Source organism: Aureimonas phyllosphaerae (assembly GCF_047943035.1).
GTDB lineage: Bacteria > Pseudomonadota > Alphaproteobacteria > Rhizobiales > Rhizobiaceae > Aureimonas > Aureimonas phyllosphaerae.
Map to the genome: position 1 here is coordinate 3,351,162 of NZ_CP181348.1, position 20,769 is coordinate 3,371,930.

Genomic DNA, 20,769 nt, shown 5'->3' on the forward strand with positions numbered 1-20,769 from the left:
CGGCTCACGCCGCCTTCTTCAGCGTCTCGTCGGCGAAACGGGCAAGCTGCGTGGCGACGGACGCCGCGCCGTTCAACCGCTGCTCCGGCTTTGGCCAGTCGCGCATCAGAACGATGGACTGGTCGGGACGGATCTTGGCCGACACGCCCTGTTCCGAAATGTAGCGCACCAGAGCGGCAGGGTTGGCGAAGCTCTTGTCGCGGAAGTGGATGACGATGCCCTTCGGTCCGGCGTCGAGCTTCTCGATGTTGGCGCGGCGGCACAGCGCTTTGATGAAGACGACCTTCAGGAGATGCTCGACCTCCACCGGCATCGGCCCGAAGCGGTCGATCAGTTCGGCGCCGAAGGCATCGATCTCGCGCGCTTCCGTCAGGTCCGCCAACCGCCGGTACAGCGTCATGCGAAGCTGGAGATCCGGCACGTAGCCCTCTGGAATCATGACCGCCGTGCCGAGCGTGATCTGCGGCGACCAGGAGCCGTCGTTCTCGACCTCGACTCCCTTCATCTCGGCGACTGCCTCCTCCAGCATCTGCTGGTAGAGTTCGAAGCCGACCTCCTTGATATGGCCGCTCTGCTCGTCGCCGAGAAGATTGCCGGCGCCGCGCTGGTCGAGGTCGTGGCTGGCCAATTGGAAGCCGGCTCCCAGCGTATCCAGCGACTGCAGCACCTTCAGCCGCCGATCGGCCCCTGCCGTCGGAGTCTTGTTCGCCGGGATCGTCATCAACGCATAGGCGCGCTGCTTGGACCGGCCGACGCGACCACGCAGCTGATAGAGCTGCGCCAGACCGAACATGTCGGCTCGGTGGACGATCATCGTGTTGGCTGAGGGAATGTCGAGGCCGGATTCGACGATCGTCGTCGACAGCAGCACGTCGTACTGCCCCTCGTAGAAGGCGTTCATGATGTCGTCGAGCTCGCCGGACGGCATCTGTCCATGCGCGATCGCCACCTTCAGCTCCGGCACCTGCTCGTCGAGAAACTCCTTTATGCCCGCAAGGTCGGCCAAGCGCGGCGCGACATAGAAGCTTTGGCCGCCGCGGTAACGCTCGCGCAGCAGCGTCTCGCGCACCACCAGCGGGTCGAACGGCGCGATGAAGGTGCGAACGGCCATGCGGTCGACCGGGGCCGTGGTGATCAGCGAGAGCTCGCGCACGCCCGTCAGCGCCAATTGCAGCGTGCGCGGGATCGGCGTCGCCGAAAGCGTCAGGACGTGAATGTCCGACTTCAGCTCCTTCAGCCGCTCCTTGTGCTTGACGCCGAAGTGCTGCTCCTCGTCGATGATCAGGAGCCCGAGCTGCTTGAAGTCGACCGCCTTGCCGAGCAGCGCATGGGTGCCGACGACGATGTCGATCTGCCCTTCCTTAAGGCCCTTCTTCGTTTCGTTGAGCTCTTTGGTCGTCACCAGTCGCGAAGCCTGCGCGAGGTTCAGCGGCAGGCCGCGGAAGCGCTCGGAGAAGGTCTTGAAGTGCTGGCGCGCCAGAAGCGTCGTCGGCACGACGACAGCGACCTGCAGCCCGTTCATTGCGGCGATGAACGCGGCGCGCAGCGCCACTTCGGTCTTGCCGAAGCCGACGTCGCCGCAGACCAGTCGATCCATCGGCTTTCCAGCCGACAGGTCGTCGGCCACCGCGTCGATCGCGTTCTGCTGGTCCTCGGTTTCCTCGTAGGGGAAGCGCGCCTGGAACTCGCCCCACAGCCCTTCCGGCGGCAGGAGCTTCGGCGCGCCGCGCATCTCGCGCTCGGCGGCGATGCGGATCAGACCGCCCGCCATGTCGAGAAGGCGCTTCTTGAGCTTCGCCTTGCGCGCCTGCCAGGCGCCGCCGCCGAGCTTGTCGAGGATCGCCTCGGAGCCCTCGCCGCCATAGCGCGAGAGAAGCTCGATGTTTTCGACCGGCAGGAACAGCCTGTCGTCGTTGGCGTAGCGCAGTTCCAGGCAGTCGTGCGGCGCGCCGGCCGCCTCGATCTTGCGAAGACCGACAAAACGGCCGATGCCGTGATCGACGTGAACGACGATGTCGCCTTCGTCGAGACCGGTGACTTCGGAAATGAAGTCCGCGCCGCGCTTCTTCTTCCGGCCGCGCCGGACGAGACGATCGCCGAGGATATCCTGCTCGCCGACCACCGCGATGCGGTCGGTCTCGAAGCCCGCCTCGATGCCGAGGACGGCCGTCGCGATGATGTTCCGGCCGACCTCGAGTGCCTTGGCGTAGCTTTCGACCGGCTTGATATTACCGAGTCCGTGCTCTTCGACGACCTGCGTCAGGCGCTCGCGCGACCCCTCGGACCAAGCCGCCAGGATGACCTGCTTGCCGCCGGCGCGAAGACGCGAGATGTGGTCGACAGCGACCTTGAAGACGTTGACGTCCTCGGCCTGACGTTCGGCCGCGAAGTTGCGGCCGCGCTGGACGTCGAGGTTGACGACCTCGGTCTGGAAGCCCGCGTCGGTGATGGCGTAGGCCGACAAGCGTATGGGATCGGCGCCGGCGATCCGGCCGTTCAGTTCGTCGTCGGTGAGGTAGAGCTCCTGCGGACCCAGCGGATTGTAGGGGACCGACCCCGCGCTCGCCTCCGCGATGCCGCGACGGCGCGCCTCGTAATAGTCGAGGACCAGCTTGCGCCGCTCGCCGATGGCCTCCACGACGAGATGGTCGAGCACGATCGGGAAGCCGTCGACGTAGTCGAACAGCGTCTCGACGCTCTCATAGAAGAGCGGCAGCCAATGCTCCATGCCGCTGAACCGGCGGCCATCGCTGATCGAGGTGTAGAGGGCATCATCGCGCGAGGGTGCGCCGAACCGACGGACATAGTTCGTGCGGAATCGGGAGATGGTCTCTTCCGTGAGCGTCACCTCGGAGACCGGCGCGAGTTCGAAGCTCTTGCGCTGGCCGGTGGTCCGCTGGCTGGCCGGATCGAAGCTGCGGATCGATTCCAGCGTATCGCCGAAGAAATCGAGCCGCAGCGGCTCGTCGTCGCCCGGCGCGAACAGGTCAAGGATGCCGCCACGTACCGCGAATTCGCCGCGTTCGCGGACCGTGGTCTGCCGCTCGAAGCCGCCACGCTGCAGGACGCGGACGATGTGATCCATCGAGATGCGGCCGCTCGCCTTGGCCGAGATCGTCTCGTCCTGCAGCACCTTCAACGGCGGCATCTTCTGAAGCAGCGCGTTGGCGCTCGTCAGGATGATCGCGCGATGCGGGTCCTCCCGCAAGGCGCCGATCGCTGACATGGCCGACAGGCGACGTGCGGCCGCTTCCGACGACGGGCCCACCCGATCGTAGGGCAGACAGTCCCAGGCCGGCAGCGTCAGCACGGGCAGATCGGGCGCCACGAAGCGCAGCGCGTCTTCCAGTTCGCCCATCCGGTTGCCGTCGCGCATGACGAAGACGATGGGCTTCGAACCGCCGCGGTGGCGCGCGATTTCGGCCAGCAGGAACGGCTCGTAGCCATCCAGCACGTTGCCGATGCGAAGGCCGCCGCCCTTCTTCAGCTGCTTCTGAAGGACCGCCGCCGAACTCACGCCTGCGCCTCATCGTTCAACTCGTAGTACGATCGGATGCGGCGGAAGACCGGCGTGTCGTAGTTCGCCGGCGTCTCGGACGAGCCGGTCAGCCACGAGAAGAGATCGCGGTCGGGCGCCTCCATCAGGTGTTCGAACACGCCGAGCTCCTCGTCATCGAGCTTGTCGATCTCGGCATCGGCGAAGCGGCCGAGGACGAGGTCCATCTCGCGCGTGCCCCGGTGCCAGGACCGGAACAGCGCCTTGCGGCGGCGCGGGTCGAGGTCGGAGGAGGATCGCGTCGTGCCGGTCATCGCATCAGCCCGTCTTGTGAACAGAGATCGGGCCGGACGCCTGTCGCGCCCTTCCCGCTGCGATCCGATATAGGCGCCGGAGCGGGCGGTGTCAGCCTATGCGAGCGGGAGAACAGACGATAAACACCGCCCATGCGCCCTGCCGAACTCGATCCGCTTTTTGCCTCGGTCTCCACCGTTCAGGGTGTGGGCCCCAAACTGTCGAAGCTTCTCGACGGGCTTGTCTCGCCGCCAGGGGCTCAGGACGGCGCAAAGGTGCGCGATCTCCTGTTCCATCTGCCGAGCGGCGTCATCGACCGCCGCCGACGCGAGACGATCCGCGGCGCGCCGGATGGCACGCTGGTGACGCTTGAGTTGAGGATCGACCGCTACCAGTTTCCATCGCGCGAGGCGCGCAACCAGCCGACGCGCGTCATCGCCTTCGACGCGACGGACGAGATCGCCCTCACCTACTTCCGCGCCCAGCCGCAGTGGCTGGAGAAGCTCCTACCGCTCGGCGAAACGCTGCTCGTCTCGGGCAAGGTCGAGCGCTTCAACGGCCGCGCTTCGATGGTGCATCCCGATTTCGTCGGGCGGGCGGAGGATGCGGCCTCTCTGCCGCTGGTCGAGCCGGTCTATCCGCTCACCGCGGGCCTCTCGGGCAAGGTGCTGCGTCGGAGCGTCGACAGCGCGCTCGAGCGGCTGCCGACGTTGGCGGAATGGATCGAACCCGGCGTCTTCAAACGTGAAGGGTTCCCGACGTTCGCCGACGCCCTCGTCCAGCTTCACCGACCCACCGATCCAGCCGATCTCGCGTCTGACAGACCGGCTTTTCGCCGCCTCGCCTATGACGAACTTCTGGCCAGCCAGATGGCATTGGCGCTCGCGCGGGAGCGCGCACGTCGTAAGCCCGGACGCTCGCTGGGGGACGGCGGCGCGGTACGGGCGAGAGCCGACGCGGCCCTGCCCTTCGCGCTAACCGAAGGTCAGCGGCAGGTGCTGGCCGAAATCCACGCCGACATGGCCAAACCCGTGCGCATGCTCCGCCTTCTCCAGGGGGACGTCGGCGCCGGCAAGACCGTGGTTGCGCTCTTGGCGATGGCAGCGGCCAAGGAGTCCGGCGCGCAGTCGGCCCTGCTGGCGCCGACCGAAATCCTTGCGCGTCAGCATTTCGCCGGTCTCGCCCGCTACTGCGAGGCAGCCGGCCTGTCGATCGTCCTCCTGACGGGTCGTGACAACGGTAGGGTGCGCACGGCCAAGCTCGAAGCCATCGCCAACGGCGAGGCCGATATCATTGTCGGCACGCATGCTCTGTTCCAGGACGATGTCGCCTACCACGATCTCGGCCTCGTGGTCGTGGACGAACAGCACCGCTTCGGCGTCCACCAGCGCCTCAGCCTGACGCGAAAGGGCCGCGCGCCGGACCTTCTCGTCATGACCGCGACGCCGATCCCGCGCACGCTGGTGCTCGCCGCCTTCGGCGACATGGACGTCTCGCGCCTTCACGGAAAGCCGGCCGGCCGCAAGCCGATCACGACGGTTGCCGTTCCCTTCGAGCGGCTGGACGACATCGTCTCGCGTGCCCGCCAGGCGATCGAGGAAGGCGACAAGCTCTACTGGGTCTGCCCGCTGGTCGAGGAAAGCGACAAGAGTGAACTGACGGCGGCGGAAGAGCGCGCCGAAGTGCTGCGCCAGTTCTTCGGCGATCGCGTCGGCCTCGTTCATGGCCGGATGAACGCCGAGGAGAAGGACCGCGTGATGGCCGACTTCAAGTCGGGCGCGACGCGGATCGTCGTCGCGACGACGGTCATCGAGGTTGGCGTCGACGTTCCTGACGCCTCGATCATCGTGATCGAGCATGCCGAACGGTTTGGCCTGTCGCAGCTTCACCAGCTCCGCGGGCGGGTCGGGCGTGGCGACAAGGCCTCGTCCTGCGTGCTTCTCTACAAGGCGCCTCTCGGCGAAACGGCCAAGGCTCGCCTCGCCGTCATGCGCGAGAGCAACGACGGGTTCCGCATCGCGGAGGAAGACCTGCGCCTGCGCGGCGAAGGCGACCTCCTCGGCACTCGGCAGTCGGGCGTCCAGAGCTTTCGCATCGCCCGGTTGGAGGAGCACGCCGATCTTCTGGAGATCGCACGCGACGACGCGCGGCTGCTTCTTGCGACCGACAAGGACCTTGCCTCGCCCCGCGGCCAGGCGATCCGCAACCTCCTCTACCTCTTCGGCAAGGACGACGCGATCCGCCTCCTGCGCGCAGGGTAGGCGCTACTCGACGGTCACCGACTTTGCGAGATTGCGCGGCTGATCGACGTCCGTCCCCATCTGCACGGCCGTGTGGTAGGCGAGCAGCTGCAGCGGCACGCTGTAGACGATCGGCGTCAGGATTTCCGGCATTTCCGGCAACAGGATCGTGTGAGCGTTGACGCCCTTGCCGGCATCCGCACCACGCTCGTCGGTGAAGAGAATGATCCGCCCGCCGCGCGCGGCGACCTCCTGCATGTTGGAGACCGTCTTCTCGAACACGCGATCGTAGGGCGCAACGACGATCACCGGCATCGTCTCGTCGATCAGCGCGATCGGCCCGTGCTTCAGCTCACCTGCCGCATAACCTTCCGCGTGTATGTAGCTGATTTCCTTGAGCTTCAGCGCACCCTCCATTGCTAGCGGGAAGGAGAAGCCCCGGCCGAGGAAAAGCGCATGACGATAGGTCGTCATCTCGCGTGCCAACGCCTCGATCTCGTGCTCGACATGCAGCGCAGCGTTGACCATCCGCGGCGCCTCGGCCAGCGCCTGCGTGAGTTCCGCCTCCTGCTCGACCGACAGGACGCCGCGCTGCACGCCCGCGCGAACAGACAGGGCCGCCAGCGCGGTCAGCTGGCAGGTGAAGGCCTTGGTCGAGGCGACGCCGATTTCGGGCCCCGCCAGCGTCGGGAGTGCCGCGTCGGCCTCGCGCGCGATCGTCGACCCTTGCACGTTGACGATCGCCGCCGTCTTCAAGCCCTCGGCCTTGGCATAACGCAGCGAGGCCAGCGTATCGGCCGTCTCACCCGACTGGGATACGAAGAGCGACAGATCGACGTCGCCAAGCGGGCTTTCGCGATAACGGAACTCCGACGCCACATCGAGGTCGCAGGCGATCCGGCCGTAGCGCTCGAAATAGTAGCGTCCGACCATGCCGGCGTAGTACCCCGTGCCGCAGGCCGAGATCGCCATGCGACGGACGTCGGCGAAGTCGAGGTCGGCGCCGGCGGGTATGCGCGTGCGCCCCGTCGTCATGTCGACGAAGGCCCCGAGCGTGTGACCGATCACCTCGGGCTGCTCGTAGATTTCCTTCTGCATGAAATGGCGATGATTGCCCTTGTCGACATAGTGCTGCTTGCCGACCGATCGGCGACGCGGGCGCTCCACCGGACGGTTGTCGGCATCGAAGATCTGGGCGCCCTCGCGCCCGATCACGGCCCAGTCACCATCTTCGAGATAGCTCACCTCGTCGGTGAAGGGCGAAAGCGCGATGGCGTCCGAGCCGAGGAACATCTCGCCCTCGCCATAGCCGATCGCGAGCGGCGGGCCCGAGCGGGCGGCCATGACGGTGGACGGATCGTCCTCGAACATCACGGCGAGCGCATAGGCGCCGGTGATGGACTTCAGGAGCTTCTCCATCGCCTCACGGCGACCGACGCCCTCGCGCCGGTAGCGCGCGAGGAGATGCGCAACGACCTCGGTATCGGTCTGGCTTGCGAAATGCGCGCCCTCGGCCTGAATGTCGCGCTTCAGTTCGGCGAAGTTCTCGATGATGCCGTTGTGGACGACAGCAACCCCATCGGCGAAATGTGGATGGGCGTTGGTCTCGTTGGGCACACCATGCGTCGCCCAACGAGTATGGCCGATGCCGATTGTGCCGGCCAGCGGATCATCGGCCAGCCTGGCCTCGAGGTTGCGCAGCTTGCCCTCGGCGCGTCGACGATCGAGCGTCCCGCCATCGAGCGTCGCGATCCCTGCCGAATCGTACCCGCGGTACTCCAGCCGCTTCAGCGCCTCGACGAGCCGCAGCGCCACGGGCTCCCGACTGACGATCCCGATGATGCCGCACATTGTCAAAGCCCTCGATTCGATCAAGCCCGGAGCTTAGCACGCTGGGCTCATCGCCATGTTAATGCTTTGGTTGAAGTCGACGACGGCCCGTCAGGTGCGGCCTGCCTTGCGAGCCGCGTTGCGCGCGTTGATCTCCGCGCCGCGCCCGGCCTTCGTCACCTGCCGCCCTCGCCCGATGGCCAAAGCCTCGTCCGGCACATCCTCCGTGACGACGCTGCCCGAGCCGACATAAGCGCCGTCGCCAATCACGATCGGCGCCACCAGCGACGAGTTCGATCCAATGAACGCGTCCGCGCCGATCGCCGTTCGGTACTTATTGAAGCCATCGTAGTTACAGGTGATCGTTCCCGCACCGATGTTGGACCGCGGCCCGACCGACGCGTCGCCGAGATAGGTCAGATGGTTCACCTTCGCGCCCTCTGCGAGCTTGGTGTTCTTGGTCTCGACGAAGTTACCCACCCGAGCCTTGGGTTCGATCTCCGTGCCCGGTCGCAGACGTGCGAAGGGTCCGATCGAGACATCCGCACCGATCCGCGCCCCTTCGACATGCGAGAAGGCATGAATCACGGTGCCCGCAGCGATCGAGACGCCCGGACCGAAGACGACGTTCGGCTCCACCACGACATCGGCCTCGATCTCCGTATCCGCCGAGAAGAACACGGTCTGCGGCGCGACCAGCGTGACGCCGGCCGCCATCATCTCGGCGCGGCGTCGCTCCTGGAAGAGGTGTTCGATGCGAGCGAGGTCGGCTCGCGTGTTGACGCCCAGCGTCTCGACCTCGTCGGCCAACACCACGCGCACACCGAGACCATCGGCCCGCGCGATCTCGACCACATCGGTCAGATAGAACTCGCCCTTGGCATTCGCATTTCCGACGCGCTCGAGAAGCGAGAGCGCATGCCGTCCGTCGAGCGCCATGACGCCGCTGTTGCAGAGGCGCACGCGCCGCTCCTCGGCGGTAGCATCCTTATCCTCTCGGATCGCCAAGAGCTGGCCGCCATCGAGAAGCAGCCGCCCGTAGCCGGCGGGATCGTCGGCCTCGAAACCAACGACGCAGACGGCAGCGCCATCGGCCAGCTGGATGCGCGCGCGGCGCAGCGTCTCGGCCGACAGGAGCGGTGTGTCGCCGAACAGGACGAGCACGTCGTCGTAGCCTTCCGCGATCGCCGCGCGCGCGGCCAGCACGGCGTGAGCGGTGCCGAGGCGCTCCGTCTGCTCGAAGCTTTGCGCGGGATGGCCAAGGGCGTTGCCGAGCTTGGTGACGGCCTTGGCGTCGCGGCCAACCACGAGGGCCACGGCGTCCGAGCCCGCATCTGCCGCGCTCGCCAGCACGTGAGCGACCAGCGCCCGCCCCGCGACCTCGTGCAGGACCTTGGTCCGACGTGACTTCATGCGGGTGCCTTCGCCAGCCGCCAGGACCACGGAAAGACAGGTTCTTGTCATGGATCGTTCTCCGGCCGGCTCCCAGGGCTCGGCGTCGATGGGGTCAGCCGATTTGCTGGAAGGCAGGGAAAGTCTCGAGGAGCCAGAAGGCCATGGCCTGCATACCCCCGGTCAAGAACAGGATGCCGGTGAGGACGAGGAGACCGCCCATCACCTTTTCGACGGTTCCCAGATGCGACCGGAAACCCTGCAGCGCACGCAGGAAGGCGCCCGAGAACATCGCCGCGAGAAGAAACGGAATGCCAAGCCCGAGCGAATAGACCGCAAGGAGACCGGCACCGCTGCCGATGGTCTGCGTCGAGCCGGCGACACCGAGGATCGCTCCGAGGACGGGCCCGATGCAGGGCGTCCAGCCGAAGGCGAACGCCAGGCCCATCGCGTAGGCGCCGAGGAGACTGCCGCGCTCGGAAGGCGCCTGAAACCGTGCCTCGCGCGAAAGGAAGGCGATGCGGAAGACGCCGAGGAAGTTGAGACCCATGGCGATGATCGCAAGCCCGGCGACGATGCTCAACCAGTCGAGATTGGTCCGCAGGAGATAGCCGATCGAGCTGGCTCCCGCCCCAAGCGCCACGAATACGGTCGAGAAGCCGAGCACGAAAAGCGCGGAAGCTGCAACGATCCGCCCCTGCCCTCGTACGGACACCCGCGAGGTCTGGCGCAGATCGTCCACGGAGACGCCGGCCATATAGCAGAGATACGGCGGCACCAGCGGAAGAACGCATGGGGACAGGAACGACAGGGCGCCTGCCACGAGTGCTGCCGAGAATGTCGGATCGGGAAGCAAGGTCGGCGGTACTCGTCTCGTGTTGCGGCGTCGATTTGTCCTGTCCTATCGCAGCGTCGAAATGCGGGCAAATGCGGGTTCGGCCGGTTGACCCGCCGGGTTCACCTTTCTATGGTCCGCCAGCTTTCAGCCGCGATCCTCGATCGCGTGCGAGCGCGTAGCTCAGTTGGTAGAGCAACGGACTTTTAATCTGTAGGTCCTGGGTTCGAGTCCCAGCGCGCTCACCATTCTCTGCCCGGTGATCCCATGCAGCCCTCCCGCGATATCGCGCGCCTCGTCGAGATCATGGCCGCCCTGCGGGACCCGACGACAGGCTGTCCCTGGGACATCGAGCAGTCCTTCGATACGATCATCCCCTACACGATCGAGGAAACCTACGAGGTCGTCGACGCGATCGAGCGGCGCGACGCACAGGATCTCAAGGAGGAACTGGGCGATCTTCTGCTTCAGGTCGTCTACTACGCGCAGATGGCATCGGAACTTGACCTCTTCCGCTTCGAGGACGTGGTCGAGGGAATCACGAACAAGATGATCCGACGGCATCCGCATGTGTTCGGCGACGCCGAGGCGCGCTCGGCCCGCTCCGCGAAGGGGCAATGGGAACGGATCAAGGCGGAGGAGAAGCGGGAGCGACGCGAAGCCCGCGAGAAGGCTCGTGCGGCGTTTCCGGCTGACGCAGCTTTCGGTGAATGGACGCCGGGTCGCGAAGAGACCCTGAACGGGCTCTTGGATTCGGTGCCAGGCGCCCTGCCCGCCTTGGCGCTTTCCCGCAAGATTCAGGAAAAGGCTGCGACCGTCGGCTTCGACTGGACCGAAGCCGCGCCGATCCTTGCCAAACTGCGCGAGGAGACGGACGAGTTCGAGGAGGCGGTTGCAGGCGACGATCCCGATGCGCGTGAGGCGGAACTCGGCGACATCCTCTTCACCGTGGTCAATCTCGCCCGTCGCTACGACATCGACCCCGATGCCGCGCTTCGCCGCACGGCGGCAAAGTTCCGCGCACGCTTTGCTGCGATGGAAGCCGAGGCCGTGCGGGAGGGACGAACCCTCGCCGAAATGAGTCTCGACGATCAGGAAACGCTGTGGCAACGCGCCAAGGGCTCGGAGAACCGCGGAAAACGCTAGGGACGAAAGGCCGCCGCCTCTCGTCCCTTCTCTTCAGTCCTCGACCTCTTCCATCATCGGCAGACCCTCGATCTGCACGTCCGGGTGTCGGTGCTTCAGACGCAGGAGATCGGAGCGAGCCGCCCGGGTGAGATCGATCGACAGCTGGACGCTGCCGTCTTCCAGGTCCTCGCGCTCGCGCACGACGCTGTTGTCGTAGATCCAGGGCAGGATGCCCAGCGCATCGGCGGGCACCGTCAGCGACACCGGCTCGGCAAGACCCGCAATCCGGCCCTCGATGTCGGCCAAGAGCGCCGACACGTTCTCACCCGTCAGCGCCGAAACGATGTGAACCGCCTGCCCGCGCGGATGCGACGCGGCCGAAAGCTCCACCTGCGCACGTGCCTGCTCGTCCAGCTGATCGGCCTTGTTCCAGACCTCGATGACGTGTTCCGGGTCGTCGGCGTCGATCTCGAGATCGGCGAGGATCTTGCGCACGTCCGCCGCCTGGGCCCCGGTATCGGGGTTGGCGATGTCGCGAACGTGCAGCACGATGTCGGCCTCGACCACCTCCTCGAGCGTCGCACGGAACGCGGCCACGAGGTGCGTCGGCAGATCGGAGATGAAGCCGACCGTGTCGGAGAAGATGACCTCGGTACCGTGCGGCAGGTTGATCCGACGAAGGGTCGGATCGAGCGTCGCGAACAGAAGGTCCTTCGCCAGCACCTCGGCGCCCGTCACCTTGTTGAAGAGCGTCGACTTGCCGGCGTTGGTGTAGCCGACGAGCGCGATGATCGGGTGCGGCGCCTTCTTGCGCTTGGCGCGATGCAGCGAGCGCGTGCGGCGAACCTGATCTAGCTCCTTCTCCAGGCGCTTGATCTTCTCCTGCAGCTGACGCCGGTCGGACTCGATCTGCGTTTCGCCGGGGCCGCCGAGGAAGCCGGCACCACCGCGCTGACGCTCGAGGTGAGTCCATGAGCGGACGAGGCGGCCACGCTGGTAGTTGAGGTGCGCGAGTTCGACCTGAAGTCGGCCCTCCTTCGTCCGCGCGCGCCGGCCGAAGATCTCGAGAATGAGGCCCGTCCGGTCGAGAACCTTGGCGTTCAGTTCCTTCTCGAGATTACGCTGCTGCACGGGCGTCAGCGGATGGTCGACGATGACGAGACCGATCTTCTCGGCCGCGATCAGACCGGCGAGTTCCTCGACCTTGCCCGAGCCGATGAGTGTCGCGGGCTGGATCTTCGAGACGGGCACGATGCCGCGGGCGACGACGTCGAGTTCGATCGCCAGCGCAAGGCCTTCCGCCTCGACCAGCCGCTCCTCGTCACCGCGTCGGACGGCCTCCGACGCGTCGTCGGCCGGATTGCGCTGTCGTACGACCGGCACGAAGACGGCGGCACGTGTGGGGACGCGCTCATGCTCGATCGGCGTGCGGGGTTCGTGCTCGTGTTCTTCGGTGTATTCGGTCAATCAGACCTTCCTGTCCTCGTCCCCGCCGTCGTTCATGTTGACGGGCTGGGACGGCATGATCGTGGAGATGGCGTGCTTGTAGACGAGCTGCGAGTGGCCGTCGCGACGCAGGAGCACGCAGAAATTGTCGAACGAGGTCACGACCCCGGTCAGCTTGACGCCGTTCACGAGGAAGATCGTCAGCGAGATCTTCTGCTTGCGGACGGTGTTGAGGAAGAGATCCTGAAGGTTCTGCGCGCGTTCGGCCATCGGGCTGTCCTGTTCTTGTTCTTGCCGTGCCCGCGCCACCAAGGCGCGAACGGACGGAAATCGCGGTCCACGAGGACGCGCCGCCGCCGAAGGTTGTCCTTCAGCAGGACGACGCGTTCAATACGGCTTGATCGTTCGTGTGAACCGAGACGGAGATAGGTACCGCGGCGTTGCATCGCCACATCAGAAGAACTCAAGGCTGACGCGAAAAAACTGTTCGACCTGCCGCACGGTGTCGGATCGCACGAACAGGACCACGCGATCCTTCGGCCGGATGCGCGTCTGGCCGGTCGGACGGATGAAGACGCCGTTTCGGGTGATCGCGCCGATTCGCATGCCGTCGGGGATGTCGAGATCGCGCAGCGGCTGCCCGACCAGCGGAGACGTCTCGAGCGCCTCGGCCTCGATGGCCTCGGCCATGCCGTTCTGCACCGAGTGCACGGCGCGAATGCGACCCCGGCGAACATGCTGGAGGATGCGCGAGGTCGTGACGGATCGCGGGTTCAGCACCGCATCGATCCCGAGGTGCTTGGCGAGATCCTGAAAGGTCGGGCTGTTGATCAAGGCCAGATTCGATTTTGCCCCGAGGCGCTTGGCCATGGCGGAGCTCAGCACGTTGATCTGATCGTCGTTGGTCAGCGAGACCATGAGATCGGCGTCGCCGATCTCGGCCTCCCGCAGGATCGCCGGGTCGAGCGCGCTGCCCTGGAGGACGATCGTGCGTTTCAGCTTGTCGGCGACGTTGAGCGCCCGGCCCGGGTCGGCTTCCACAAGGCGCAAACGCGACGCGAGATTGCGGCTTTCCATCTCCATCGCGACGGTCATGCCGACATTGCCGCCACCGGCGATCACGATGCGGCCGACGTCCGGCTCCTCGTGGCCGAAGATCGTCAACGTCCGACGGACCTGCGACTGCTCGACGATGACATAGGCAAGATCGCCCGCGTAGAGAATGTCGACGGCGTTGGGGACGAAGATCGCCCCGTCCCGCAGAATGCCGACGACGGTCGCGCCGAGATCCGGGAAAAGCTCCGACAGTTGGCCGAGCGGCGTCCCGAGCACGGGGCATTCCTCGCCGCATTCGATCGCGATCAGCGAGATCGCACCTTCCGAGAAGCGCACCGTATCGACCGCGCCCGGCAGCGCGATGCGCCGGAGCACCATCTGCGCGACCTCGACCTCGGGCGAGATCACGACGTCGATCGGCATGTGGTCCGTCGAGAACAGGTCCTGCCAGTGCGGTTGGAGATAGGCCTGACTGCGGATGCGGGCGATCTTGGTCGGCACGTTGAAGAGAGAGTGGGCCACCTGGCAGGCAACCATGTTGACCTCGTCATGGAGCGTCACGGCAATCAGCATGTCGGCTTCCGCCGCGCCGGCCTCCGCCAGCGTATCCGGGAACGCGCCGTGCCCGACGATGCCCTTGGCGTCAAGGTTCTCACGGATGTTGGCGATGAGCGCCTGCGACGTGTCGATCACCGACACGTCGTTCCTCTCGGCCGAAAGGCTCTCGGCGATGCCGTAGCCGACCTGACCGGCGCCGCAGATCACGATCTTCATGGGCATGGTCGGCGCCCGCCTAGATGCCGAGCGACTTCAACTTCCGATGCAGCGCCGAGCGCTCCATGCCGACGAACTCGGCCGTACGCGAGATGTTGCCGCCGAAGCGGTTGATCTGGGCGACGAGATACTCCTTCTCGAACACCTCGCGCGCGTCGCGCAGCGGCAGCGCCAGGATGCGCCCGTCCGACTGGCTCGGCGTGCGCGGCAGCATGTCGCTCACCTCGTGCGGCAGCATGTCGGCGGAGATCGCCTCGGCGCCGTCCTGCCGCGACAGGATCATCAGCCGCTCGATATTGTTGCGAAGCTGCCGGATATTGCCCGGCCAGTCGCTCGACTGGAGGACGGCCAGCGCCTCCGGGCTGAGGGCCTTCGGGCGGATGCCCGTCTGCTCGCCGATCTGCTTCATGAAGGCGTCGATCAGAATCGGGATGTCCGAACGCCGGTCCGCCAGCGGCGGCACGGAAATCGGCACCACCGCGAGGCGGTGGAACAGATCCTCTCGGAACGAGCCTTCGGCCATGAGCGATTCAAGGTTCTGCGAGGTCGAGGAGATGATCCGCACGTCGACCTTGACGCGCTTGGCCCCGCCGACGCGCTCGAACGTCTGCTCGGTGAGGACGCGCAGGATCTTGTTCTGCGTTTCGCGCGGCATATCGCCGACTTCGTCGAGATACAGAACGCCGCCATGCGCCTCTTCCAGAGCGCCGACCTTGCGCTCCATACCGGGCGGGGTCTCGGTGCCGAAGAGTTCGACCTCCATCCGGTCCGGCGTGATGGCAGCCGCGTTCAAAGCGATGAACGGACCCTTGGCGCGGGCGGACGCGGCATGGATGGCGCGCGCGACCATCTCCTTGCCGGAACCGGAAGGCCCGAGGATCATCACGCGGCTGTTGGTCGGCGCGACCCGCTCGATCGTCGCGCGCAGCTGGTTCATCGGGTGTGACTTGCCGAGAAGGTCCGGCGAGTCGCTGGAGCGGCGCTTCAGTTCCGAAACCTCGCGCTTCAGCTTAGAGGTCTCCAGCGCGCGCTCCGCGATCAGCACCAGACGGTCCGCCTTGAAAGGCTTCTCGATGTAGTCGTAGGCACCGCGCCGAATGGCCGAGACGGCGGTCTCGATGTTGCCATGGCCGGAAATCATGACGACCGGGACCTCCGGGTGCTGGGCGCGGATCGCATCAAGCACGTCCAACCCATCGAGACGGCTCCCCTGCAGCCAGATGTCGAGGAAGATCAGGCGCGGCACGCGGTCGGCGATCGCCTGCAGCGCCGCGTCCGAGTTGCTCGCCATGCGTGTCTCGTAGCCCTCGTCGTCGAGAAGGCCGGCGACGAGCTCGCGGATGTCGGCTTCGTCGTCAACGATGAGGATATCCGCTGCCATCAGTGTTCACCGTGTTCTTCTGAGTTCGTCGTCGGGGCGGTCTTGGACGTGTCGTCGGCAGGAAGGCGGATGCGGACCAAGGCGCCGTGGTCGAAGTTCGGCGCATCGTCGAGCGCGATCGTGCCGCCGTGCTCCTCCACGATCTTGCGCACGATCGCCAGACCGAGCCCCGTCCCCTTTTCGCGGGTCGTCATATAGGGCTCGAGAAGGCGATCTCGATCCTCTTTCGGGAAACCGAGGCCATTATCTTCGATCTCCACGACGTTGGTTCCGTCGCTATCGAAGGCGTGCACGACGATGCGGCCCGCATGGTTCTCCATCGGCTCCATCGCCTCGACGGCGTTCTTCACGAGATTGCCGAAGGCCTGGGACAGGAGGCGAAGGTCGTAGGAGCCCATCAGCGGCTTGTCGCCGAAGTCGCCCTCGATCGTGATGCCCTGCGCGGCGAGTTCGCGCATGAAAACGGCTTCCCGAAGCGCTTCGCGCAGGTCCCGATCCTCGAGCGTCGGCTTCGGCATACGCGCGAACTGCGAGAACTCGTCCACCATGCGACCGATGTCGGCGACCTGCCGGATGATCGTGTCGACGCAGCGGTCGAAAATCTCGCGGTCGGTCTCGATGAACTTGCCGTAGCGGCGACGGATGCGCTCAGCCGAAAGCTGAATCGGGGTCAGCGGGTTCTTGATCTCGTGCGCGATGCGCCGCGCGACATCGGCCCAGGCCGAGGAACGCTGGGCGTCGACGAGATCCGTGATGTCGTCGATCGTCACGACGCTCGCGCTGACGCCGGCCTCCTCCTCTTCAGAGGTCACGCGAACGTCGAGCGTGCGCTCGCGGTCGCGCACCCGCTGCTTGATCTGCTCCTGATGCTCGCGACGGCGCGAATGACGTGCCGCGGCATAGACCTCGCTGAGCGCCGGCAGAACCTCCTCTAGCGGCCGTCCGACGACGTCGCTTCCGCGGATCGACAGGATGCGCTCGGCAGACGGGTTCAACATCGAAATCTCACCGCGCCGGTCGACGCCCATGACGCCCGCCGTGACGCCCGACAGCACAGCCTCGGTGAAGCGGCGCCGCTCGTCGATCACGTCTTTCGCGTTGACGAGTTCATGTCGCTGGCTGCGCAGCTGCCGGATCATGTTGTTGAACGTGTTTGACAGCGAACCGACGTCGCCGTCCGAGATGCGCACCGGCACGGACACGCCGAGATTGCCCTCGCTGACCTCGTCGGCCGCCGAAATCAGAAGGCGGATGGGGCGAACCAGGCGGTCGGCCACACCGATGCCGGTCCAGATCGCCGAGAGGAGCACGATCAGCGTGATACCGAGGTAAAGGAGGGCGAAGGCGATCTGCAGGCCGAAACGGTTGTCGGCGAGGCTGGAATATTCCGCGGTGCGCTCGCGCATCAGCCGCAGCGCGCCGATCACCTCCGGATCCACGACACGGATCGTGTAGAGGTAGACGTCGCCGAACTCCCGCAGGCGCATCACCGCGCCGACAAGGTTCGTGACGCCGGGCGGAATGAAGACGAGGTTGCCTTCGGCCGCCTGCTGCAGCGCGTCCGTCGGCGGCACCGGCAGCGGACGCTCCACGGGAATATCGGCCCGCAGGAACGGCGTGCCGTCGCCATTCAGGAGTTGCGCCCCGAGAAGCGAGCGCCCCCGCGCCTGCTCGGTCAGGAGGTCCTGGAACCCGGTCCGGTCGAGATTGAAGAGTTGCCGCTGTCCGCGCAGTTCCTGCGCCATCGACAGGGTCGAGCCCTGCAGGTTGCGGGCGTTCTCGTTGACGTAGGCTTCGGCGACGTTGATCGACGAGTCGATGATGGTGCGGGTGCGGATCTCGAACCAGCGGTCGAGGCCGAGATCGAGGGTGATGCCTGCCACGATCGCGACGAGCAGCGCGGGCAATGCCGCGACGATCGAGAAGAGCAGCACGATGCGCACATGGAGGCGTGACGCTGCCTTGCCGTGGCGTCGCGCCTTCGTCATCCGCACGACCTCGCGCGCGATGAGGACGCAGAGAAGCAGGACGAAGACGCCGTTGACGAGGGTCGCCGTCTTGACCACCGCGGCAGTCGGCGCAATCGGCGTCAGCCCCATGAGGACGACGAAGGAGATCGCGCCCGTCACGAGAGCGCCGATCACTGCAAGGATGCCCGGCACGAGCATGAACCGACGGCGTTCGCCGAGTGCGGGAATCTCCCCGTCCATCGTGGTCGTCTGCGCTGCCATCAGCCACCCGTGATCAGATCACGTGGCAGTCTTGCAACGCAATGTGTCTAGAATGCAACGAGCATTTGCAGAAAATTAGCGGATCGATCGAACGATCGAGATGTCGAGATCGCGAATCTTCTTGCGCAGCGTGTTGCGGTTCACGCCGAGGAGATCAGCCGCCTTCACTTGATTACCCCGCGTGGCCGCGAGGGCCGCTGCGATCAGCGGATACTCGACCTCGCGCAGAATGCGGCCGTGCAGCCCGGGTGGCGGGAGCTCGTTGCCGAACGAGCCGAAATACTCGAACAGATAGCGCTCGACGGCGGCCGAAAGGTCGATCGGCTTCGAACTGTCGCCATCGCCACCGATGGGCCTCGACTGCTCGCTGGCCAGCTCGTGCTCGGTGATCTCGGCGGTAATCTCGTCCTGCGGGTAGAGGGCACTGAGGCGCCGCACGAGGTTTTCGAGCTCGCGCACGTTTCCCGGCCACGAATAGCGCCGCATCACGTCGAGGGCCCCGGAGGTCAACGTCTTGCGCGACAGGCCTTCCTTCTGGACGAGGCCGAAGAAGTGGTTCGTCAGATCAACGAGATCCTCGATACGCTCGCGCAGCGGCGGCAGACGCAGCGGTACCACGTTCAGCCGATAGAACAGATCCTCGCGGAACAGACCGCGCTGGATCAGCTGACGGAGGTCCTTGTTCGTCGCAGACACGATACGCACGTCCGTCGCGATCGGCGTGCGCCCGCCGACGACCGTATATTCGCCCTGCTGCAACACGCGCAGAAGCCGTGTCTGCGCTTCCATCGGCATGTCGCCGATCTCGTCGAGAAAGAGCGTCCCACCCTCGGCCTGCTCGAAACGGCCGCTTGCCCGCGCCTGAGCCCCCGTGAACGCACCCTTCTCGTGCCCGAAGAGCTCCGACTCGATCAGATCGCGCGGGATTGCCGCCATGTTGATCGCGACGAAGGGACCTTTGCGACGCCGGCCGTAATCATGGAGCGCGCGCGCGACGAGCTCCTTGCCGGTGCCCGACTCGCCGGTGATCGTCACCGTCAGATCCGTCTGCATCATGCGCGCGAGCGCGCGGTAGATGTCCTGCATGGCTGGCGAGCGACCGATCAGCGGGATCGTCTCGCCACCGTCGTCCATCGCCTTGTTGCGCGCCTCGGCCTTCGGCTCGGCCAGCGCCCGACGCACGATGCTGACGAGTTCGGTCAGGTCGAACGGCTTTGGAATGTAGTCGTAGGCGCCCTTCTCCGACGCCTGGATCGCCGTCATGAACGTGTTCTGCGCGCTCATGACGATGACCGGCAGATCGGGCCGCGTGTTGCGGATCTTCGGCAGGACATCGAACACGTTGCCGTCAGGCATCAGGACGTCGGTGACGACGAGATCGCCGTCCCCGGCGCTGATCCAGCGCCAGAGCGTCGCGATGTTCGACGTGACGCGCACCTCGAAACCCGCCCGCATCAGGGCCTGCGAGATGACCGTGCGGATCGCCGCATCGTCGTCTGCAACGAGAATCTGGGAGGTGGCCATCAGCGCGTTCGCCTGCGTTTCGGGGTCGTTCCGTCGGTGTCGGGAGCATCCGGCTCCGTCCAGGCCGGCATCAGCACGCGGAAGATCGTGTGTCCGGGATACGAGTCGCACTCGATCACGCCGCCGTGGTCGCGCACGATCTTCGCGACCAGCGCGAGACCGAGGCCGGTGCCGTTTGGCTTGGTCGTGATGAACGGATCGAAGATATTCTCGCGGATGTCGTCCGGCACGCCGCCGCCATTGTCCTCGACGACGAACTCGAGCGGCAGCGTCATGCGGGTGCGCGCGCCCGGCACCGACAGGCGCACGCCGGGTTTGAAGGCCGTCGACAGCTTGATTTCGCCGTCCGGCCGCCCACCCACCGCCTCACTCGCGTTCTTCACGAGGTTGATGAAGACCTGGACCAGCTGGTCGCGATTGGCGAACACCGAGGGCAGCGAAGGGTCGTAGGCTTCCGTGATGCGGATGTCGCGCGCAAAGCCGCTCTTGGCCAGCGTCTTCACGTGCTCCAGCACCGAATGGATGTTGACGGCCGACCGCTCGACCGGTCGCTCGTCAGAGAAAACCTCCATCCGGTCGACGAGCTTCACGATCCGCTCGCTCTCGTCCTGGATGAGCTGCGTGAGAATGCGGTCCTCGTCGCTCGCTTCCGCCTCCAGAAGCTGCGCCGCGCCCTTGATACCCGACAACGGGTTGCGGATCTCGTGCGCGAGCATCGCGGCAAGCCCCGTCACCGTGCGGGCCGCGGAACGATGGGTCAGCTGCCGGTCCATCTTGTCCGCCATCGACCGCAACTGGAACATGACGAGCACGTGGCCGGGCGGATCGCTGAGGCCGGAGACATAGACGTCCACCAGCCGATCCATGCCGAGGCGCGGCGAGGACACGTCGACGCGATACTCGCTGATCCGCGAATTCTCGCTCTTCACCTGCTCGATCAGACCGAGCACCGGGCTGTCGTGCGGGACGAAATCCGCAAGACGGCGCTTGGCGAGATGCGAGGCGCTCGCCGAAAAGAACTGCTCGGCGTCAGAGTTGGCAAAGGTGAAGCGGCCGCTTTCGTCAAGCGCGACGACCGGATGCGGCAACGCGTTCAGAAGCGCGAACTGATCGAGCGGCGGGGCGGATGCAGAGGACGTCAT

At 65.9% G+C, this 20,769-nt stretch carries 14 protein-coding genes and 1 tRNA gene; 3 read left to right on the top strand and 12 right to left on the bottom strand.

What is annotated here, in order from left to right; translation table 11 throughout:
* Nucleotides 1-4: 4 nt before the first annotated feature.
* Both mfd and ACLNGM_RS16000 read right to left on the bottom strand, forming a co-directional pair.
* Entirely contained in the window at nucleotides 5-3,517 is a 3,513-nt protein-coding gene (gene mfd / locus ACLNGM_RS15995; protein WP_416355699.1) for a transcription-repair coupling factor, read from the bottom strand.
* Nucleotides 3,514-3,810: a succinate dehydrogenase assembly factor 2 gene (locus tag ACLNGM_RS16000; protein WP_090964568.1), complete on the bottom strand. Its 297-nt coding sequence runs from the start codon at nucleotides 3,808-3,810 to the stop codon at nucleotides 3,514-3,516. The genes mfd and ACLNGM_RS16000 overlap by 4 nt, the downstream gene beginning before the upstream one ends.
* A gap of 132 nt (nucleotides 3,811-3,942) precedes the next feature.
* Between ACLNGM_RS16000 and recG the strand changes: the two genes are divergently transcribed.
* Nucleotides 3,943-6,051, top strand: a complete 2,109-nt coding sequence (gene recG / locus ACLNGM_RS16005; protein ID WP_416355700.1) for an ATP-dependent DNA helicase RecG — start codon at nucleotides 3,943-3,945, stop codon at nucleotides 6,049-6,051.
* 3 nt (nucleotides 6,052-6,054) lie between these two features.
* On the opposite strand, the gene glmS is transcribed toward recG, so the two are convergent.
* The 3 genes from glmS to ACLNGM_RS16020 form a co-directional block, all read right to left on the bottom strand.
* Nucleotides 6,055-7,881 carry a glutamine--fructose-6-phosphate transaminase (isomerizing) gene (glmS, locus tag ACLNGM_RS16010; protein WP_416355701.1) on the bottom strand — a complete coding sequence of 609 codons (1,827 nt, stop codon included), beginning with the start codon at nucleotides 7,879-7,881 and terminating at the stop codon, nucleotides 6,055-6,057.
* Nucleotides 7,882-7,971: 90 nt separating this feature from the next.
* Complete coding sequence (gene glmU / locus ACLNGM_RS16015) at nucleotides 7,972-9,324, bottom strand: bifunctional UDP-N-acetylglucosamine diphosphorylase/glucosamine-1-phosphate N-acetyltransferase GlmU (RefSeq protein ID WP_416355702.1); 1,353 nt, start codon at nucleotides 9,322-9,324, stop codon at nucleotides 7,972-7,974.
* A 43-nt stretch (nucleotides 9,325-9,367) separates the two neighbouring features.
* Nucleotides 9,368-10,108 carry a cytochrome c biogenesis CcdA family protein gene (locus ACLNGM_RS16020; protein ID WP_416355703.1) on the bottom strand — a complete coding sequence of 247 codons (741 nt, stop codon included), beginning with the start codon at nucleotides 10,106-10,108 and terminating at the stop codon, nucleotides 9,368-9,370.
* Nucleotides 10,109-10,259: 151 nt separating this feature from the next.
* Between ACLNGM_RS16020 and ACLNGM_RS16025 the strand changes: the two genes are divergently transcribed.
* Together ACLNGM_RS16025 and mazG are read left to right on the top strand one after the other, a co-directional pair.
* A tRNA-Lys gene (locus ACLNGM_RS16025) sits at nucleotides 10,260-10,335 on the top strand.
* Between the two features lie 19 nt (nucleotides 10,336-10,354).
* Nucleotides 10,355-11,233: a nucleoside triphosphate pyrophosphohydrolase gene (gene mazG, locus ACLNGM_RS16030; RefSeq protein ID WP_416355704.1), complete on the top strand. Its 879-nt coding sequence runs from the start codon at nucleotides 10,355-10,357 to the stop codon at nucleotides 11,231-11,233.
* 33 nt (nucleotides 11,234-11,266) lie between these two features.
* On the opposite strand, the gene hflX is transcribed toward mazG, so the two are convergent.
* From hflX to ACLNGM_RS16065, 7 genes are all read right to left on the bottom strand, one after another.
* Entirely contained in the window at nucleotides 11,267-12,598 is a 1,332-nt protein-coding gene (hflX, locus tag ACLNGM_RS16035) for a GTPase HflX (RefSeq protein ID WP_416358467.1), read from the bottom strand.
* A gap of 84 nt (nucleotides 12,599-12,682) precedes the next feature.
* Nucleotides 12,683-12,931 carry an RNA chaperone Hfq gene (hfq, locus tag ACLNGM_RS16040; RefSeq protein WP_055885716.1) on the bottom strand — a complete coding sequence of 83 codons (249 nt, stop codon included), beginning with the start codon at nucleotides 12,929-12,931 and terminating at the stop codon, nucleotides 12,683-12,685.
* Between the two features lie 183 nt (nucleotides 12,932-13,114).
* On the bottom strand, nucleotides 13,115-14,491 hold the full coding sequence (trkA, locus tag ACLNGM_RS16045; protein WP_416358468.1) for a Trk system potassium transporter TrkA: 1,377 nt from the start codon (nucleotides 14,489-14,491) through the stop codon (nucleotides 13,115-13,117).
* 19 nt (nucleotides 14,492-14,510) lie between these two features.
* Entirely contained in the window at nucleotides 14,511-15,872 is a 1,362-nt protein-coding gene (locus ACLNGM_RS16050; RefSeq protein WP_294644071.1) for a sigma-54-dependent transcriptional regulator, read from the bottom strand.
* On the bottom strand, nucleotides 15,872-18,103 hold the full coding sequence (locus ACLNGM_RS16055; protein WP_416355705.1) for an ATP-binding protein: 2,232 nt from the start codon (nucleotides 18,101-18,103) through the stop codon (nucleotides 15,872-15,874). Before ACLNGM_RS16055 ends, ACLNGM_RS16050 begins: the two co-directional genes overlap by 1 nt.
* A gap of 75 nt (nucleotides 18,104-18,178) precedes the next feature.
* On the bottom strand, nucleotides 18,179-19,627 hold the full coding sequence (ntrC, locus tag ACLNGM_RS16060; RefSeq protein ID WP_416355706.1) for a nitrogen regulation protein NR(I): 1,449 nt from the start codon (nucleotides 19,625-19,627) through the stop codon (nucleotides 18,179-18,181).
* On the bottom strand, nucleotides 19,627-20,769 hold the full coding sequence (locus ACLNGM_RS16065; protein WP_090964548.1) for a two-component system sensor histidine kinase NtrB: 1,143 nt from the start codon (nucleotides 20,767-20,769) through the stop codon (nucleotides 19,627-19,629). Before ACLNGM_RS16065 ends, ntrC begins: the two co-directional genes overlap by 1 nt.

Bases quoted from the DNA above. Each gene is read 5' to 3' on its own strand.
- ACLNGM_RS16000 (WP_090964568.1), bottom strand. From the start codon at position 3,810: ATGACCGGCACGACGCGATCCTCCTCCGACCTCGACCCGCGCCGCCGC.
- recG (WP_416355700.1), top strand. From the start codon at position 3,943: ATGCGCCCTGCCGAACTCGATCCGCTTTTTGCCTCGGTCTCCACCGTT.
- glmS (WP_416355701.1), bottom strand. From the start codon at position 7,881: ATGTGCGGCATCATCGGGATCGTCAGTCGGGAGCCCGTGGCGCTGCGG.
- glmU (WP_416355702.1), bottom strand. From the start codon at position 9,324: ATGACAAGAACCTGTCTTTCCGTGGTCCTGGCGGCTGGCGAAGGCACC.
- mazG (WP_416355704.1), top strand. From the start codon at position 10,355: ATGCAGCCCTCCCGCGATATCGCGCGCCTCGTCGAGATCATGGCCGCC.
- hfq (WP_055885716.1), bottom strand. From the start codon at position 12,931: ATGGCCGAACGCGCGCAGAACCTTCAGGATCTCTTCCTCAACACCGTC.
- trkA (WP_416358468.1), bottom strand. From the start codon at position 14,491: ATGAAGATCGTGATCTGCGGCGCCGGTCAGGTCGGCTACGGCATCGCC.
- ACLNGM_RS16050 (WP_294644071.1), bottom strand. From the start codon at position 15,872: ATGGCAGCGGATATCCTCATCGTTGACGACGAAGCCGACATCCGCGAG.
- ACLNGM_RS16055 (WP_416355705.1), bottom strand. From the start codon at position 18,103: ATGGCAGCGCAGACGACCACGATGGACGGGGAGATTCCCGCACTCGGC.
- ntrC (WP_416355706.1), bottom strand. From the start codon at position 19,627: ATGGCCACCTCCCAGATTCTCGTTGCAGACGACGATGCGGCGATCCGC.
- ACLNGM_RS16065 (WP_090964548.1), bottom strand. From the start codon at position 20,769: ATGACGTCCTCTGCATCCGCCCCGCCGCTCGATCAGTTCGCGCTTCTG.